Below are 16,842 nucleotides of genomic sequence, written 5' to 3'. Positions count from 1 at the left end.
TCATGTTGTCACGTTTTTTCATCGACCGGCCGGTTTTTGCGTGCGTCATATCGATCGTTATCGTGATCGCCGGCATTCTCGGGGTGCGTTCGCTGCCTATATCGCAGTATCCCGATGTTGTGCCACCTGAAGTCAACGTCACGGCGAGCTATCCCGGTGCCAGCGCGGAGGAGGTTGCCGAAACGGTCGCCGCGCCGCTGGAAAAGGCCATCAACGGCACCGACGATATGCTTTACCAGAGTTCGACCTCGTCGGACTCCGGGAACGTGACGATTTCGGTAACGTTTGCGGTCGGTACCGATCCGGATCAGGCCACGATTAACGTCAACAATCGCGTGCAGTCGGCCCGCTCGAAACTGCCCGCAACTGTTCAGAAAACCGGCGTTAAGGTGCGTAAGCGGTCGACTAATGTTCTGCAGGTGGTGATGCTGTACTCACCCGAGCAGACGTTCGATACGACTTATATCAGTAACTACGCGTTGGTTAACGTTATTAACGCCCTCAAACGTGTTAAGGGCGTTGGTCAGGCGCAGCTGTTTTCGAACGAAGATTATTCCATGCGTATCTGGCTGAATCCGGCCAAGATGGCGCGTTATAACCTCACTACGACCGACGTCAAAACTGCGATCGAGGGGCAGAATTCGCAGTTTGCAGCGGGTCAATTCGGCGCCAAGCCTTATGGCAACGCCGATACTGCATTCACGTTCAAGGCTTCGGCGCAGGGGCGTTTCTCGGAGGCCAAGCAGTTCAAAGATATTATTCTGCGGGCCAAAGAGAATGGCAAGATTCTGCGTTTGAAAGATGTTGCCCGTGTCGAGCTCGGGGCTCAAACGTATAGCACCGGCCATGCTTATAACGGCCAGCCGGCTGTGCCGATGGCGATTTATCTGTCGCCCGGCTCGAACGCGCTGGCCACGGCCGACCGCGTGCGCGATCGCATGGCGGAGCTCAAGGGCAATATGCCCAATGGGCTGTCCTATAAGATCCCGTTCAATACCACGCAATTCGTGCGAGCCTCGATCGAAGAGGTGGTTTTCACCTTGGTGATTTCGCTCGCGCTGGTGATGGCGGTCATCTTTACCTTTTTGCAGAATGTGCGCGCCACGCTGATCCCGATGGCGGCTGTTCCCGTGGCTCTGCTGGGTACATTTGCCGGTATCTATGAGCTTGGGTTCTCGATCAATCTGCTGACACTTTTCGGCATGATCCTGGCGATCGGGATGGTTGTCGACGACGCGATCATCGTGATCGAGAACGTCGAACGGCACATGAGCGAAGAGGGCAGGCCGGCACGTGAAGCCGCCATTGTGGCCATGAGGGAGGTCACCGGTCCGGTCATAGCGGTGGTACTTGCACTGAACGCTGTGTTTATCCCAGTCGGATTCCTGGGCGGCTTATCCGGTGAGATGTATCGCCAGTTCGCGATCACTATTGCCATGTCGATCGCGATTTCCGGTTTCGTGGCGCTGACGCTGACCCCGGCGCTGTGCGCGCTGTTTCTCAAAAAGGGGCAGCAGCAACCCTGGTTGCCTTTCCGGCTATTCAATAAGGCTTTTTCCAAGCTGACAGGTGCGTATCTCTGGGGTGTTAACTTCCTGCTACGCCACGCACTGATCGGTATTATGCTGTTTGCCGGTGTGCTGGGGGCCACTTGGATTGCTTCGCAACAAGTGCCGCCGGGGCTGATACCACAAGAAGACCAAGGCTATGTTTTTGCCATTTATCGCTTGCCCCCGGCCAGCTCATTGCAACGCACGCAAGAAGCTAGCGCGAAACTGAGCACGCAAATCCGGAAACAAATGCCGGGTGTGAAGAGTGTGGTCCGCATTCCCGGCTTCGATTTTCTGGCCGGCTCGACGCGGACGTTTGCGGGCATCGCGTTTGTGACCTTGAAAGAATGGAGTGAGCGTGAGGCCAGTTCATTCGATCAGGTCAAGAAAATCATGGGGATCGGTGCCCATATTCCATCGGCCCAAATCGTGTCGCTGAACCCGCCGCCAATCATCGGTCTTTCGACGACCGGTGGTTTTGAGGGGTATCTGCAAGCGATTGGCGGTGCCGATTACAACACCCTGAAAAAACAGGCGGATAAATTGTCGGCTGCTGCCAATAAAAATCCGAAGTTGGCTGGCGTTAAAACGACCTTGACGACCAATGTGCCGCGGTACCATGTCGATGTCGACCGTGAAAAGGCCAAGACACTGGGTGTGCCGGTCAGTAATGTCTTCGATACCTTGCAGGCCACGTTTGGCCGGTTGTTCGTCAATCGGTTCACGATGCTTGGGCGTAACTGGCAGGTGAACCTGCAAGCGGACGCACCGTACCGCATGAAGCCCAAAGATCTGGCTGGGGTTTATGTGCAGTCCCAAACGACTGACAAGATGATCCCGGTGAGTTCGTTGGTGTCGACTGAACGTGTCACCGGTCCGGACATCGTGGAGCGCTATAACGTCTTTCCGGCGGCTAAGATTCGAGGTGGGGCAGCGCCCGGTTACAGTTCTGGCCAGGCCAACCAAGCGATCAAGCAGGTCGCGAACAATGTGATTGATAAGGGCTATCGGTTCCAGTTTACGGGCACGGCCTACCAGGCCGAGAAAAGCGGTGATTCACAGCTCATTGCGCTCAGCTTTGGCGTGGTGATGGTGTTTTTGATCCTGGCCGCGCAGTATGAGCAATGGACATTGCCACTGGCTGTGATTGTTGCAGTACCGTTCGCAGCCCTTGGAGCGTTCGTCGCGATCTGGGTCTTCGGTGTCAATAACAACGTGTATTTCACCGTCGGGATGCTGGTGTTAATTGGCTTGGCTGCCAAGAACGCCATCCTGATTGTCGAATTCGCGGTGTTAGAGCGCCGGAACGGCAAAACACCGGCTGAAGCCGCGTACGCGGCGGCCGAGTTGCGCTTCCGGCCAATTGTCATGACCTCGTTGACCTTCATTCTGGCGAGTACGCCGTTGATTACGGCGACTGGACCGTCGTCGAACAGTCGTGTCGCGATTGGCGCTACTGTGATTGGTGGCATGTTGGCGGCCACGGCCTTTGCAATTCTGTTCGTGCCGCTGGCTTACGATCTGCTCCAGCGCAGCAGTGAGGCTGTATCGCGGCGTCGGCATGACGATGGCAGCGGCGGTGGCCCGCCAGTCGCGAATGTGGATACCGACCATCGAGTGACCGATGAAACCGACTATAAACTGCCTGACCAGCGTAATAACGGAGGCAATAACCATGAATAAGCTTGCCGTACTTGGTTTGGCAGCGTTGGTAGGCCTTGCCGGTTGCACACTGGGGCCGGACTATAAGCGGCCGAGCGTTGATATGCCGTCGTCGAAATTCGCGTCGACGCATTTATCGCAGAAACAGCGCAAAGCGTTGGCTTCGTGGTGGGAGAAATTCGGCGATGCAAAGCTGAACCACATGATCAACGAAGCGCTCGACCGCAATCTGAAGATCGCTAAGCAGGTGCAGGTGGTGCGCCAAGAGCGAGCGGCACTCGGCATGGCCAATGCGGACCTGTTCCCGACCGTGTCAGGTCAGGCCGATGCGGCACGTCAGGAGGTAAGCAGAAATAGTGCTAGTGGAGCGTCATCCGCTGATCGGCGTTCTGACCAATTCTCGGTATCCGGGACGTTGGATTATGAAGTTGATTTGTTCGGGCGCCTGCGGCGTAGCAGACAGGCAGCACGTGCGCAGTTGCTGTCATCGGCCTACACCCAGGATTCGATCCGGCTGACGGTGATCGCCGATGTCGTGACGAACTATCTAACGCTGCGTTCGCTCCAGCGCCAGATTCGTGTGACACAGGACACGATCGAGACGCGGAAAAAGGGGTTGAGCCTCGACAAAAAGCGTTACAAATACGGTGCAATCAATAAATTGACACTGTTACAGACGCGCTCGTTGTTGCAGAGCGCGCGTGCCCAGTTACCACCGCTTAAAAAACAGGTTGGCAAGCAGAAAACCGCGCTTGCGATTCTGACCGGTAAGACACCGCGACAGATCATGAACCACATGGAAGTCGCGGATGGCAAGTTCTCGCAAATCAAAGTGCCAGAGTTGCCCAAGGCAATCCCATCGCTAGTCGTCGATCGCCGCCCGGACATCCGTGCTGCCGAAGCGAAATTGATCGCGGCTAATGCCGATGTCGGTGCGGCGAAGGCCAAGTTCTTCCCGACGTTTAATATCACGGCCATGATCGGGAGCAAATCGACCGACGTCAGCGACCTGTTTGATCCGCTGTCGACAGCCTCGAGCATCACCGGGTCGATTACGCAGCCGATTCTGGATTTCGGCCAGCGAAGCGCAAACTACACCAGCAAGAAAGCACGCAAACAACAGGCAGTGATCGCGTATCGGCAAACGTTGCGCCAAGCTTTCAAGGGTGTGTCGGATGCGTTGACCGAGGTCAAATATACGAAACAGCGATTGCAGTCGGTACGCAGCGAGCTGCAAAAATATCGCGATACATTGCAACTGGCACGGACTCGCTACAAAGCGGGGCAGACCAATTTCTTTAATGTGTTGGATGCCCAGCGAAACGTCTATAGCACCCAGCTCGATCTCGCGACGTCGATCCGCAACCGCTTTACGGCCATCGCCAACCTGTATAAGGCGATTGGCGGTGGTTGGACGCACTCTAGCGATTCGTTGACGCCGGCCATGGAAGACACAATGCGCGAGTACGATCAGCGTGCTCGGGATGCCTCCGATGGCAAGGCGAGTGCGGACAACGCGTCGGCCGACTAGCTGATATGCCCCAGGGGTGGGCTCGCAGCGTGGAACTTGCCAGCGTGGAAACTGCTGCCACACCCGCTATGGTGTGGCTGGGTAGTGACTGGGGACAGGCGTCACAGCTTCCGGCCAGCCGGGATGTGGCGCAACAGCTGGCAGCGAGCCGCGCGGATTCGGTGGTCATCGACGGCACGTCCCTGACGCGCGAGCATCCACGTGCAGCTGCTTTTATATGGGCTCTGGGCGCAGAGCTGGCTGCGCGCGGCGTATCCGTTTCGCATCAAAACCTGGGGGAGAACCTCGGCGCGTTAATAGGGTTGGCTGGTACATCCGTCGCCCAAACGCCGGCCAAGGCACCGTCTCCGAGGCTGTTCGAGCGTATCGGAAGTTTCGGGTGGCAACGCTATCTAGCCGCCGTCAGTGTGCTCGAATTTATCGGCTATGCCGCCGCCGCAACGCCTCGTTTCGTGCTCGGGCGCTCACAGAGCAGTTTGCGCGATTTTGTCAACTATCTGCAGGAAGCAGGCGCTGCATCGTTGCCGGTCGTGACGATCGTCAATTTGCTGGTTGGGACTGTGCTCGGTTTTGTCGGCGCCATACAGTTGAAGGCATTCGGCGCGGGTATGTATCTGGCCGATCTGGTGGGTATCGCGGTGGCCCGCGAAATGGCGGCCCTCATGACGGCGATCGTCATGTCTGGACGCATTGGCGCGGCCTTCGCGGCACATCTGGCGACCATGCAGGCCAACGAAGAAGTCGACGCGCTCCGCATGACGGGTGTTTCGCCGTTCGATTTTCTGGTTATGCCGCGGCTCGCCGCCCTGTCACTGATGATGCCGCTTATATACCTCTATGCTACGGCGGTCGGTATTATCGGCGGTTTGTTGGTCGCCGAGCTCGTCATCGGCACGCCACCGGCGGCTTTTATCCATCGGCTGCAGTCGGCCGTGGCGGCTCAACATTTTATAATCGGCTTCGCCAAATCTGTATTTTTCGGCGTTCTGATTGCGTTGGCGAGCTGCTATCTTGGTTTAAATGCCGGGCGTAATGCGGCCGAAGTCGGGCGTGCGGCCACCCGGACCGTGGTCGTGTGCATCATCGGCATCATCATCGTCGACGCTGTGTTTGCGCTCGGCACCAACGCGCTGGGCATTTGACGATGGTAGCGCTGGCCGACGCAACCGGCGCGGATAGCCGCGGCATCGTCGTTCGCGATTTGTCGATGTATTTCGGTCATACGCTTGTACAGCGCGACCTGTCGTTCCACATCGCGCCAGCATCGGTTTTTATGATCATGGGCGTATCCGGCTGTGGCAAATCGACGTTGTTGCGGCACATGATCGACCTGCAGCGGGCCAGCCAAGGCCGGATCATGTTCGACGGCCAGTCGTTGACCGACGGCGATGTTCAGAAGCGCAACGCGATTCAGGACCGCATCGGCGTGCTATTTCAGAATTCGGCGTTGTGGTCGTCGATGACCTTGGCCGAAAACGTGGCACTGCCACTACAGCTTCACACCAAGCTTCGGCCGGCGGAGATCGACGATCAGGTCGCATTCAAACTGGCCCTTGTTGGGCTCGACGGTCGTCAGAACCGCATGCCGAACGAACTGTCGGGTGGTATGCGCAAACGAGCGGGACTCGCACGAGCTATGGCACTGGATCCGAGTTATCTGTTTTTGGATGAACCCAGCGCCGGGCTTGATCCGAATACGTCGCAACAACTCGACGGTTTGATTCTGAAGCTGCGCGATGCGCTCGGTGTTACCGTTGTGGCCGTTTCGCATGAGTTGCCGAGTATTTTTGCCATCGCCGACGACAGTATCTATCTCGACAATGTCGAAAAAACAGCTATCGCCCACGGCAAGCCGGGCGAGCTGGTCGAAAATGCAGCGCCAAACCGTGTGCGAGCGTTTCTTACGCGCACGCCTGTAGTGGAGGAGGCAACGGATGGCGAGTAATCGCACGTATGCGATGGTCGGCGCCTTCCTGGTCGGAGCGCTTATCCTCACGGCACTTGGTGTGCTGATATTCGGTGGCGCGCAACTGTTTTCCCAAAAGCGGCAAGCAGTGGTGTTTTTCAACCAGTCTGTACTCGGCCTATCCAAGGGCGGTCGTGTGCTTTTCCGCGGTGTGAAAGTTGGCACGGTTCAACAGGTTCAGGTGCGCGTTGACCCGGAAACCGACCACGCGCGTATCGCTGTCAAGATTTCGGTAACCGACAAGGCGGCTGGCCTCAATGGCAAGGATCGTGCGGCTAATCCTTCCATCGAGAAACTGGTGAAAAATGGCCTGCGGGCTCAGCTTGTGGTCTACAGCTATGTCACTTCGGAATTGGCGGTCAACCTGAGCTTTAAGCCGGATACGTCAATTGCCTACGCCGTGTCACCGGGCCGAGTCAGCTTGCCGCAAATCCCCGCTACGCAATCGCAGATCAGCAAGGTTAAAAACAAAGTCGTGGATCTGCCGTGGAAGAAGACCATCAAGCGGTTGAACACGACGATGAAATCGCTTATCAACTTGAGTAACGATCTGGACGAAACCGTTAATCAAATTGGGCCGAGTCTGCAAAAGACAACGACGAGCACGCAAAAAACGTTGCAAAGCATGCGTCAGGCGGTCCAAGACAACAACGAACAATTGCAGTCTACGATTAAGCAAGTGCAGCAACTCAGCCGCAATGCCAACAAGGTAACTAAAACCGCGGACAAGCAGCTGAGCGCGCGCGGCCAGCAACTTGACAAGGTTTTGGCCAACGCTCACAAGACCACGAAACAGTTGAATCAATTGACTAAAAATGTGAACAGCCTCGTGGCACCGGGCAAAAGCTCGCGCGCTGATATCAAGAACATTCTTAGAGATTTATCGGCGAGCGCGGCCAATCTCCGCGATTTTACCGAGACCATCGAGCGCAAGCCGAATACTTTGATTTACGGTGATTCGCGTTAGGATTACGCTATGCAGCGGTTGTCAGCCAATCTCTCCGAGCGTCGTCGCGTATCATGCACGGGTTGTTGGGAGCGGCTAGTTCCCCGGGCCGCGACCTCCCTCGCGGCGGTTGCACTGATGGCCGGGATTGCCGGTTGTTCAGGCGCGCCGCCCCTCAAACAAGTCTTGCTGGCGCCGCCGCAGGCCAGCCAGGTCGCGCGGCAGGGGGCGAACTGGCAGGTCGCCCGCGTCAAAGTCCCCGACTATCTGGATAGTTACCATATCCGCTATCGCGCCAGCGATTTCGTGATCGACGAGCTGGCCGACGCCAAATGGGCGCAGCGCCTGCCGGCGGGGGTGACCGCATTGCTGCAATCGACTATCGACAGCAGCCTTAAGCAAAATCGCCATAAGCCCTACACGGTGCACGTCGATATCTCGACCTTCGCGCCGCAACCGTCCGGTAAAGTCGTCCTGTCGGCGCATTGGCGCGTGACCAATCGCCAAAGTCATGAAACTGTCGCTCAGAACGCAGCGGTTATCAATAAACCGCTGGCGGTCAAAAAGCGATCGCCCGAGGCCATTGGTCGCACGATGTCCCAGGCCGTGCGTACGCTGGCCCAGCGTATTGTGTCGGCCGCCGGCTAATCCCGGCGCGAGCCGCCGCCCCAATCAGCGACGACGTCGCATCGGGATGGCTGAAGGATTATTCATTTCCGGGGCCGGGCGCTAGCGGCTTGTGTAGTTGTTTCTCGTGGACGTTCGCCCGGTGTGGATCGATCCGGTGCCAAGTCTGGGTTTTACCGAACAGCGAGATACCGACATAACCGCGTAGATGTAGCGTGTCTCGATTGACCAACTCGCCGGCAAGGCTGTAAGTCTTGCCATTATCCGGATCGTAGACCTCGCCGTCGTGGTAGTTACTGCCCGAGTCGTGTTTCAGATGCCGGATGAGTCTGACACCCAGCAATGGCCGGCCACGCTTGGACTTGTCGGGGTTGTTTTTGTCGTATCTGGGTTTGCCCTCGGCGTCGCCGACAGCTCGGCCGACGTAGTCGCTGTCGCGCTTGTAGATCTGCACGTAGCCCTTGGACTCGGTTTGCCAGACGCCGGTAATCGCGTCCGGTCCGAGCCCGCTTGCCAGAGCAAGCGGGCTAGCGGCTACAAATAACGCGGCTGTTAGTAGTCGAATAGTCATAGACGACCTCCGCCACGGCCGTGGCGATCAGAAATTGATGCCGAACGACGCCTGATAAAGCATGGCCTCGAAGTCGTTCTCGGTTGTGATCGAACCGAGCTGACTACCGTTGGATTTGAGTTTGCCAAGCTCGAGTGTGGCGTCGACCGTTGCACAACCGACGTAGCGTGCGTCGAACTTGAAAAACAGTGGTTTGGGCAGCTCGATGTCGAATCCGGCCTGCGCTACACATGCCCACGGTTGACTGAGATCAAAACGCGCCTCTGTTGCGTTAAGCGTATCGGCGGCGGTCGAAAGACGTGGGTTGGTGACATCCTGGTCGTAGGAGTGCAGCCACATCGCGCCGGCGCCGACGTAAGGTTGGATCAGGGTCTTGGTGAAGGGGCGGAATACCAGCGTAAAGTTGGGGGGAAGCGTCTTGAAGGTGCCAATTTTTCGCCCAATTGGGCCCCCAGTTACGAGTTGGGCCGGCGGCTTGCTACCTATATCTGGACCGGCTCCCGAGATCTGGAACGCAAAATCGATCGGCGGCGCGAGCCCGAACTCCAGTGACAGATGGTGTGCGGTTTTGGGGATGAAGATGCCCAGCGTGGCGCCGACTGTTTCTTCGTCGCTGATCGTCGACCCCGAGTTCGGCACAGACGCCCCACCGGCTAACGCTTGGGCTAATTCGCCGTTAACCTGCAGATTGTTACTATCGCCGATGTAGTCGAACCGCAGATAGCCGAGGCTGGCGTACGTGTTGTTGGCAAGATAATGGCCAACGCTGCCAAAGAAACCGCGCTGTTGCATCGATTGGCTATTGTCGTTGCCGCTCATTGACGGTACGTCGCTATTGCTGCCGGCCCAGGCACTCATACTGCAGACCAATAAGGCCAGCCCGAGCGCCAGAATCTGGCTCGTGTGGAACTGAACGTTGTTCGTGCGATGGTTTTGCATTGTGGCTTCCTCGGCGTTGCCTGTTGTGTTGGATCCACTACCAGCCATCTAACTACAATACGCTTGCGTATGCCATAGGATACGACGCCGTATGGCGCAAAACTCGACTAAAGTTCTAGTCGCAGTGCGGCTACATTCGGCGGTTAGATGAAACTTGGTTTTACACGTCGCCGTGTGGCAGGGCGGAAACCAAAACTAATGGTGGCTGGCAACGTCATTGCTGTTATCATGCCGGCTTATCCTGAGGAGATCGTCAATGGCCGACGCTGCGCCCGCCGCCTCATCCAGCGTTGTGTTTAAGGGGCGGATGTTGACCTTGACCGTGCTCGAGGTTTACTCCGACGATCTCGACCAAATTCGAGCTGATGTCGCGCAGCAGGCGGCGCGCGCGCCGGATTTCTTTATACGTTTGCCGGTGCTGTTGTCGATCGAAGGCGCGCGACCGGATCTGGCCGAGCTGGCCAGTGAACTTCGCCGTATGGATTTGTTTGTCGCCGGCGTGGTAGACGCTGACGATGACACGGCACACGCCGCCGTAGCGGCTGGTCTCGGCGTGACTCGAACGACCGCTACCGCTGGTGGCGCCGGTCAGATGTCGAAAACAACGTCGGATCAGTCAGCCCGATCGGCGCAGGGTAATCCTGAAGCGGCGTCTACGACCGATAGGCCGGCCCGTGAACGCGGTGCCGCCCGGGTGGTATCCCAGCCGGTTCGTTCCGGCCAGCAGATCTACGCCCGTGGCGGAGATCTAGTCGTGCTGAGTTCGGTCAGTGCAGGGGCTGAAATTATAGCCGACGGCCATATACATGTTTATGGCGCGTTGCGTGGACGCGCGCTGGCCGGGGCGGCCGGCGATGAGTCAGCGCGGGTATTCTGTCGTCGATTCGAACCAGATCTGATCGCTATCGCCGGCTGTTACAAGGTCGCCGACGCGATCGAACCGAGCGTGCATGGGCGTGCGGTCAGTGTTCGCTTAATCGACGATAATTTGCAGATAGACAATCAGGAGTAGTCAGTGGCGCGAAAGATCGTTGTGACATCTGGCAAGGGCGGCGTCGGCAAGACGACCACGGCGGCCTCGTTTGCCACCGGTCTGGCCCAGCGGGGTTACAAGACCATCGTCATCGACTTTGATGTGGGCCTGCGCAATCTCGATCTGGTAATGGGATGCGAGCGGCGTGTGGTCTTTGATTTTGTCAATGTCGTCAGTGGCGAGGCGAGCCTCAAGCAAGCCATGATCCGCGACAAGCGCGTGGAAAATTTGTATATCCTCGCGGCCTCGCAGACGCGCGACAAGGACGCGCTGACCCAGGCCGGTGTGGAAGCCGCACTGGATGAGCTCGATACCGAGTTCGACTACATCGTCTGTGACTCGCCGGCCGGCATCGAAGGTGGTGCGCTGATGGCGATGCGCTACGCTGACGATGCGCTGATCGTGACCAACCCGGAAGTTTCGTCGGTGCGCGACTCCGACCGTGTGCTCGGCATGCTGGCCAGTCGCACCAAGCGGGCCGAAGAGGGCGCCGAGCCAGTGGTCGAATATCTTGTCGTCACGCGCTATCTGCCCGAGCGTGTCGGTAAGGGAGAAATGCTGTCGCTCGACGATATCGGGGATATCCTGGCCGTTCAGTTGACCGGCGTCATCCCAGAATCCGACACGGTGTTGAATGCGTCCAATGCCGGTAAACCGGTGGTGCTGGAAGACAAGATCAATGCCAGCACGGCCTACGCCGATACTGTGGCACGCTATCTCGGTGAACAACGACCGCTTCGCTTCACCGAGGCCCGCAAGAGCTTGCTCGATCGCTTAATGAGGCGCTAGATGGGACTGCTCGATGTTTTCCGCTCCGAAAAGAAGGCCTCGGCTGAGGTGGCCAAGGAACGTCTGCAAGTCGTGGTCGCCCAGCGCCGGGCCGAGACCAGCGGGCAACCAGCCTATTTTCCCGACCTTCAGCGCGACCTGCTGGCCGTGATCCGCAAATACGTCGATGTCGATGACGACGCCGTGAATATGGACCTCGACCAGCATGGCGATCTCGACGTGCTCGAGTTAAACATTAAACTCGGCGACGATACCGGTTAGGCAGGTTTCGGCTGGCCGCATCAGGCGGCACGCAGCTCCTTGCGCAAAATCTTGCCGACGTTGGACTTCGGTAGCTCGTCGACGAATACGATGTGTCGGGGTACTTTGTAGGCGGTTAGGCGGTCGCGACAGAAGGTTTCTAGTTCGTCCGCGGTCAGGCTGTCGTCGCGCTTGACCACGAACGCTTTGACCTCTTCGCCGGATTTGGCGTCGGCGATGCCGATGCAGCCGGCTTCTAGCACCTTGGCATGTTCCGCGATCACCGACTCGATCTCATTGGGGAAAACGTTGAAGCCGGAAACGTTGATCATGTCTTTCTTGCGGTCGACGATCGCCAGGTAGCCGTCATCGTCGAGCGTGGCGATGTCGCCGGTCCGGAAGTAGCCGTCGTCGGTAAAGATATCGTTGGCGGTATCGGCGCCGTAGCCCCAGTAGTTATCCATGACCTGCGGGCCACGAACGCATAGCTCACCCGGTTCGTTCAGTCCCAGTTCATGGCCGTCGTCGTCGCGGATTGAGACCTCGGTGGACGGAATCGGCAGACCAATCTTGCTTGTGTGGCCGTTCGCGTCGAACCGATTGACGCACACCGCGGGCGCGGTTTCGGTTAGACCGTAGGCTTCGGTCAGCACGGTGCCCGTGACCTGCTGCCAGGCGTCGGCGACGGGCTTTTGGACCGAAGCACCGCCGCCGAGCGTTAAACGAAGCTTGGAAAAATCGAGCCGGGTGAATTCGGGATTATTGACCAGCGCATTGAATAGCGTATTGACGCCGGTGAATACGGTTGGCTGGTGTTGTTTGAAAACTTTGACCATACCCGGAATGTCGCGCGGGTTGGTGACAAGCCGGTTATTGCCGCCTTGTTCCAGAAAGACCAGGCAGTTCGCGGTCAGCGCAAACACATGATAAAGCGGCAATGCGGTAATGACGTGTTCCTGGCCGCGGTTGATCCAAGGTTCTAGCCATACTGAGGCCTGTCTCAAGTTGGCAACCATGTTGGCATGAGACAGCCGGGCGCCTTTGGCGAGCCCCGTCGTCCCGCCGGTGTACTGCAGAAAAGCGAGATCGCCGCCGTCCAGCTCGGGGGGGTCGAACCGTGCAGACACCCGCTGACCCAGCTTCATGGCGTGTCTGAAGGTTATGGGTGCGTCTAGCGAATAGGTCGGCACCATGCGTTTGATGTGTTTAACCGCGAAGTTGGTCAGCACACGGCTGGCTAGGGGGAGTTGATCGCCGATACGGGTCATGATGACGTGCTCGATGGCGTTATCGTGATCGTTATCGGCTAGCGTACGGGTGAGCGTGGCCGCGAAATTTTCCGCGATAACGATTGCCCGGGCGCCGGAATCGGTCAGTTGGTGTCCGAGTTCGCGCGACGTATATAGCGGGTTGACGTTGACGACGATGAGCCCGGCGCGCAGGGCGGCGAACAACGCGATTGGATACTGCAACAGGTTGGGCATCATAAGCGCCAGCCGGTCGCCCTTAACCAGGCCCAGCTCCTGCTGGAAATAGGCCGCCAGGGCCTGGGTTTGGCGTTCGAGACCATCGTAGGTCAGCCGCGCATTCATGTGTGTATAGGCCACCTGAGGACCAAACGCCTCGCAACTATCCAGCAGTACGTCGACCAGCGTTCGGCGTGGATCGAGCGAGATGGTGTGGGCGACGCCCGGCGGATATGAGCGATACGAGATGTGTTCGCCAGCCTTCTCGTTTGTCATGCTTGCCCTTTGAGTCGTGTGTCCTGTTGACGCGTCACGACCCAGTCTCCGCCGTTGCAGGCGCCGCGGTCAATACGCTTGCGTATTGTGGCCAGCGTCGGCACGGAAACGTCGGCGCGTCTCGAGGGTGTGAACGAGGCTCGCGCGCAGTGCGGCGACGGATTCGTTGGCGCCGCCGCGACTGCCCGGTAGCGTTACGACCAGGGTGTCGTTGATCAGGCCGGCGACACCGCGTGAAATGGCTGCACTCGGGCTGCGGCGTTGGCCGAACGCTCGTGCGGCTTCCATCAGACCGGGCATGGGTGTGGTCAGCAGCGGTTTAACGGCTTCAATGGTTTGATCTTTCGGGCCGATGCCGGTGCCGCCAACGGTGGCGACCAGTCCGCTGCCATTGTCGACCGCGTCGCGCACAGCATCGGTGATTTGCCCGGCATCGTCGGGCAGCAGGCGATAGTCGATCGGCGCGAGTCCGGCATCGGTTAAATCATCGACGACGAGCTGGCCGGCGGTGTCGGCCTTGTCGCCGTTATAGATCGGGTTCGAGACCATCAGCACCGTAGCCGGCATCGGGGCGCTCAGTTGCCGTGCGTGGTCGGATTTGCCGCCACGTTTGTCGACCAGATGGGTGTCCCCGATTGTCAGCTCTTCCGGCTCGGCGTAAGGCTTGAGCATATCGTAGAGGGTTAGTGCGGCGACGCTAACTGCCGTCAGCGCTTCCATTTCGACGCCAGTGGGGCCGATCGTGTGGACTTCGGCTTCGATCGCAATACGCGTCTCGAGTGTTTCGAAGTGGACGTCGGCCGCGTGGATCGGCAGTGAATGAGCCAGCGGCAAGATTGTGTCGGTCCGCTTGGCGACCATGATGCCGGCCAGTCGCGCTGATTCCTGTGGGTCGCCTTTTTCAGTGTTGCGTTCGGCAACACGCCGGATGCAATCGGCCGGTGCACGCAGTTCGCCGCGGGCATATGCCGAGCGCTGGGTATCGGGTTTTAGGCCGACGTCTTTCATTACGTAGGTTCGCTGTCGAGTGCTACACCCGGCACATACTCGCGGGTTCCATCGGTGAAGTATTCGTTTTTCCAGATCGGCACGCGTTCCTTAACCTTGTCGATGGCTTTGCGTCCGGCGATGAAGGCGGCTTCGCGGTGGCCTGAGCGAATTACAACGTAGACGCTGGCTACGCCCGGTTCCAATCGCCCGAGTCGATGCTGTATGCGGCAAGCAATCACATCCGGCTCGTCGACAATTTCGGCTTCGATGTCGGCCATCGCCGATTCGGCCAGCGGGCGGTGGGCGGTATAGTCGATTGCGGTTACGGACTTGTCGCGGTTCTCGGTGCGGACTGTGCCGCCGAACACGACGACGGCACCGGCGGCCGGATCGTCGGTCTCGTGCATCAGGCTGGCGGGATCGAGCGGCGATTCTGTGAGTCGCGAGGTATCTGGCTGGCCACCGCTGACCGGTGGTAACAGCGCAACCGTTTGCCCGTCGTCCAGTTTCGTGTCGCGGCCGATAAGCTGGTCGTCGACGGCCGCTGCGGTTTGGAGCAGCGTCGATGCGGCGGCCGGAAAACGGTGTGTCAATTCGGCCATAAGCGCATTCACGTCGTGCGGTGCCGGCACGTGGACCGACAGCGTCAGCCCGCCGAGCAGGTCGTTGAGTACGCCGTAGGGCTCAACCGTGATTGCGATCCGATCGGTGTTCACTGTACTTCTGTGCGCTTGCGATCGTTCGAGTGTATCAAGCGCTTCGTGCGGTTCGTGTTGATTCAGCGCCGAGGCATGACGAGCCAGTCGATTATCGCCCAATGGCTGATGCCGTGTATAAGGCTTAGCGACGGGTTTCGGTGACTGTCTCGCCATCGGCGATAAGCGCAATATCGGCGGGGTGTCGAGCGAAAACACCGTTGGTTATCACGCCGGGCAGGGCGTTGAGGCGGTCTTCCATCGCCAATGCGTCGGTCAGATCCAGCCGCGCGACGTCCAAGATCAAATGCCCGTTATCGGTGGTGTAGTTCGGGCGCAGAGCCGGTCGCCCCCCGAGTTTGACGATTTCTCGCGCGACTGTGCTGCGTCCCATCTCGATGACTTCGATCGGCACCCCGAACGCGCCGAGTTGACCGACCTGCTTGGACGAATCGGCCATGCATACGAAGGAGTCTGCTGCCGATGCGGCGATCTTTTCCCGGGTCAGCGCGCCGCCGCCGCCTTTAATCAACTGGAAGTCCGGGTTGATTTCGTCGGCGCCATCAATGTAACGGTCGAGGCCACCGGTTTCGTTTAAATCCGCAACGTCCAGCCCGGCGGCGCGTAGGCGGTTGTACGTATCAGACGACGTGGCAACGACAGCACGCAGATATGGTTGGTGCTCAGCCAGCAGGTCGATCAGGTGCGCCACGGTGCTGCCGGTGCCCACGCCCAGATAGTCGCCATGGCGTATATGTTCGAATGCGGCCTCGGCCGCGGCGCGTTTGGGATTTTTATCGGTCATTGAAGTTCTACTCCGGACGGGAACCGAAAACAGCGCTGCCGATCCGCAAATGGGTTGCGCCTTCGGCGACGGCGGCTTCCAGGTCGGCGCTCATGCCCATGGATAGCACATCCAGTATATGGCCAGCGCCGTTTAGTTCATTTCTCAAACGGGCGAGTTCGGCGAACGGCACTCGCTGTGCCGCAAAGTCGTCGCGTGGTTCGGGCAGCGTCATCAGTCCGCGCAGCCGAAGACCAGGCAGGTTGGCCACGATCGTGGCCAGCTCGGCGCACTGATCTGGCGAAACGCCTGATTTGGAGGCCTCTTGGTCGATGTTGACCTGGATGCAGACCTCGAGTGGCAGGGCATTGCTTGGGCGTTGCTCCGATAAGCGATGTGCGATCTTGGCGCGGTCCAGGGTGTGCACCCAATCGAAGTGTGCGGCGATATCGGCAGTCTTGTTGGACTGGATGTCGCCGATGAAATGCCAGATAGGGGAGACAGTCTGCGCGGTGGCTGTCAGTGCCTCCGTTTTCGGCAGCGCTTCCTGAAGATAGTTTTCGCCAAAATCACATTGCCCGGCTGTTAGCGCGGCCTCGAGTGCGGCAGTCGGTTGTTTTTTTGAGACCGCGATTAGGCCAATCTCGCTAGCGTCGCGACCGGCGTTTGCTGCCGCGTTTTCAATACGTATGCGTACGTCAGTCAGCCGCTCGGCGATTGTTTTGACGTTGGGTGTTGAGGAAGTTGGCACCATTGCTGGTATTACGGGAAGCAGTA

The 16,842-nt window shown here is 58.5% G+C and carries 16 protein-coding genes; 9 read left to right on the top strand and 7 right to left on the bottom strand.

Annotated elements, in window-relative coordinates; all coding sequences use genetic code 11:
• Positions 1 to 2: 2 nt before the first annotated feature.
• The 6 genes from HKX41_04675 to HKX41_04650 all read left to right on the top strand — a co-directional run bounded on the left by HKX41_04675 (position 3) and on the right by HKX41_04650 (position 8,303).
• On the top strand, positions 3 to 3,233 hold the full coding sequence (locus HKX41_04675; GenBank protein NNC23449.1) for an efflux RND transporter permease subunit: 3,231 nt from the start codon (positions 3 to 5) through the stop codon (positions 3,231 to 3,233).
• Positions 3,226 to 4,743 carry an efflux transporter outer membrane subunit gene (locus HKX41_04670; GenBank protein NNC23448.1) on the top strand — a complete coding sequence of 506 codons (1,518 nt, stop codon included), beginning with the start codon at positions 3,226 to 3,228 and terminating at the stop codon, positions 4,741 to 4,743. Before HKX41_04675 ends, HKX41_04670 begins: the two co-directional genes overlap by 8 nt.
• Before the next feature lie 44 nt (positions 4,744 to 4,787).
• Complete coding sequence (locus HKX41_04665) at positions 4,788 to 5,885, top strand: ABC transporter permease (GenBank protein ID NNC23447.1); 1,098 nt, start codon at positions 4,788 to 4,790, stop codon at positions 5,883 to 5,885.
• A 65-nt stretch (positions 5,886 to 5,950) separates the two neighbouring features.
• Positions 5,951 to 6,688, top strand: coding sequence for an ATP-binding cassette domain-containing protein (locus HKX41_04660; protein NNC23446.1), 738 nt, complete (start codon positions 5,951 to 5,953; stop codon positions 6,686 to 6,688).
• A complete protein-coding gene (locus HKX41_04655; protein ID NNC23445.1) occupies positions 6,678 to 7,676 on the top strand; it encodes an MCE family protein in 999 nt (332 codons plus the stop codon). The genes HKX41_04660 and HKX41_04655 overlap by 11 nt, the downstream gene beginning before the upstream one ends.
• 117 nt (positions 7,677 to 7,793) lie before the next feature.
• Positions 7,794 to 8,303, top strand: a complete 510-nt coding sequence (locus HKX41_04650; protein ID NNC23444.1) for a membrane integrity-associated transporter subunit PqiC — start codon at positions 7,794 to 7,796, stop codon at positions 8,301 to 8,303.
• Positions 8,304 to 8,361: 58 nt separating this feature from the next.
• Here HKX41_04650 and HKX41_04645 read toward each other — a convergent pair whose 3' ends face one another.
• Positions 8,362 to 8,853, bottom strand: a complete 492-nt coding sequence (locus HKX41_04645; GenBank protein NNC23443.1) for a DUF2147 domain-containing protein — start codon at positions 8,851 to 8,853, stop codon at positions 8,362 to 8,364.
• A gap of 27 nt (positions 8,854 to 8,880) precedes the next feature.
• Positions 8,881 to 9,792: an OmpW family protein gene (locus HKX41_04640; protein ID NNC23442.1), complete on the bottom strand. Its 912-nt coding sequence runs from the start codon at positions 9,790 to 9,792 to the stop codon at positions 8,881 to 8,883.
• A 256-nt stretch (positions 9,793 to 10,048) separates the two neighbouring features.
• Between HKX41_04640 and minC the strand changes: the two genes are divergently transcribed.
• Genes minC through minE form a run of 3 tightly spaced genes read left to right on the top strand, consistent with a single transcriptional unit; the run spans position 10,049 to position 11,875 of the window.
• Positions 10,049 to 10,804 carry a septum site-determining protein MinC gene (gene minC / locus HKX41_04635; GenBank protein NNC23441.1) on the top strand — a complete coding sequence of 252 codons (756 nt, stop codon included), beginning with the start codon at positions 10,049 to 10,051 and terminating at the stop codon, positions 10,802 to 10,804.
• Between the two features lie 3 nt (positions 10,805 to 10,807).
• Positions 10,808 to 11,614, top strand: coding sequence for a septum site-determining protein MinD (gene minD, locus HKX41_04630; GenBank protein NNC23440.1), 807 nt, complete (start codon positions 10,808 to 10,810; stop codon positions 11,612 to 11,614).
• The gene (gene minE / locus HKX41_04625) at positions 11,615 to 11,875 is read left to right on the top strand and encodes a cell division topological specificity factor MinE (protein NNC23439.1); all 261 of its coding nucleotides are present in this window, start codon (positions 11,615 to 11,617) and stop codon (positions 11,873 to 11,875) included.
• Between the two features lie 20 nt (positions 11,876 to 11,895).
• On the opposite strand, the gene HKX41_04620 is transcribed toward minE, so the two are convergent.
• The 5 genes from HKX41_04620 to HKX41_04600 form a co-directional block, all read right to left on the bottom strand.
• Entirely contained in the window at positions 11,896 to 13,596 is a 1,701-nt protein-coding gene (locus HKX41_04620; GenBank protein NNC23438.1) for an AMP-binding protein, read from the bottom strand.
• Positions 13,597 to 13,665: 69 nt separating this feature from the next.
• Positions 13,666 to 14,604 (bottom strand): bifunctional molybdenum cofactor biosynthesis protein MoaC/MoaB, encoded by a 939-nt coding sequence (locus HKX41_04615; protein NNC23437.1) that lies wholly within the window; start codon positions 14,602 to 14,604, stop codon positions 13,666 to 13,668.
• Complete coding sequence (locus HKX41_04610; GenBank protein ID NNC23436.1) at positions 14,604 to 15,458, bottom strand: hypothetical protein; 855 nt, start codon at positions 15,456 to 15,458, stop codon at positions 14,604 to 14,606. Before HKX41_04610 ends, HKX41_04615 begins: the two co-directional genes overlap by 1 nt.
• The gene (gene rpiA, locus HKX41_04605; GenBank protein NNC23435.1) at positions 15,427 to 16,086 is read right to left on the bottom strand and encodes a ribose-5-phosphate isomerase RpiA; all 660 of its coding nucleotides are present in this window, start codon (positions 16,084 to 16,086) and stop codon (positions 15,427 to 15,429) included. The genes HKX41_04610 and rpiA overlap by 32 nt, the downstream gene beginning before the upstream one ends.
• Positions 16,087 to 16,093: 7 nt before the next feature.
• Positions 16,094 to 16,819: a YggS family pyridoxal phosphate-dependent enzyme gene (locus HKX41_04600; GenBank protein ID NNC23434.1), complete on the bottom strand. Its 726-nt coding sequence runs from the start codon at positions 16,817 to 16,819 to the stop codon at positions 16,094 to 16,096.
• Positions 16,820 to 16,842: the final 23 nt, after the last annotated feature.

The sequence above is a fragment of the Salifodinibacter halophilus genome (assembly GCA_012999515.1).
Taxonomy (GTDB): Bacteria; Pseudomonadota; Gammaproteobacteria; order Nevskiales; family Salinisphaeraceae; genus Salifodinibacter; species Salifodinibacter halophilus.
Note: the sequence above shows the minus strand (reverse complement) of the source record. Positions and strands in the feature narration are given on the sequence as shown.

Excerpts from the sequence above, each read along its gene's own strand:
- HKX41_04660 (NNC23446.1), top strand. The coding sequence starts at position 5,951 with ATGTATTTCGGTCATACGCTTGTACAGCGCGACCTGTCGTTCCACATC.
- minE (NNC23439.1), top strand. The coding sequence starts at position 11,615 with ATGGGACTGCTCGATGTTTTCCGCTCCGAAAAGAAGGCCTCGGCTGAG.
- HKX41_04675 (NNC23449.1), top strand. The coding sequence starts at position 3 with ATGTTGTCACGTTTTTTCATCGACCGGCCGGTTTTTGCGTGCGTCATA.
- minC (NNC23441.1), top strand. The coding sequence starts at position 10,049 with ATGGCCGACGCTGCGCCCGCCGCCTCATCCAGCGTTGTGTTTAAGGGG.
- HKX41_04640 (NNC23442.1), bottom strand. The coding sequence starts at position 9,792 with ATGCAAAACCATCGCACGAACAACGTTCAGTTCCACACGAGCCAGATT.
- HKX41_04650 (NNC23444.1), top strand. The coding sequence starts at position 7,794 with ATGGCCGGGATTGCCGGTTGTTCAGGCGCGCCGCCCCTCAAACAAGTC.
- HKX41_04655 (NNC23445.1), top strand. The coding sequence starts at position 6,678 with ATGGCGAGTAATCGCACGTATGCGATGGTCGGCGCCTTCCTGGTCGGA.
- HKX41_04645 (NNC23443.1), bottom strand. The coding sequence starts at position 8,853 with ATGACTATTCGACTACTAACAGCCGCGTTATTTGTAGCCGCTAGCCCG.
- HKX41_04600 (NNC23434.1), bottom strand. The coding sequence starts at position 16,819 with ATGGTGCCAACTTCCTCAACACCCAACGTCAAAACAATCGCCGAGCGG.
- HKX41_04620 (NNC23438.1), bottom strand. The coding sequence starts at position 13,596 with ATGACAAACGAGAAGGCTGGCGAACACATCTCGTATCGCTCATATCCG.
- HKX41_04615 (NNC23437.1), bottom strand. The coding sequence starts at position 14,604 with ATGAAAGACGTCGGCCTAAAACCCGATACCCAGCGCTCGGCATATGCC.
- rpiA (NNC23435.1), bottom strand. The coding sequence starts at position 16,086 with ATGACCGATAAAAATCCCAAACGCGCCGCGGCCGAGGCCGCATTCGAA.
- HKX41_04670 (NNC23448.1), top strand. The coding sequence starts at position 3,226 with ATGAATAAGCTTGCCGTACTTGGTTTGGCAGCGTTGGTAGGCCTTGCC.
- HKX41_04610 (NNC23436.1), bottom strand. The coding sequence starts at position 15,458 with ATGGCGAGACAGTCACCGAAACCCGTCGCTAAGCCTTATACACGGCAT.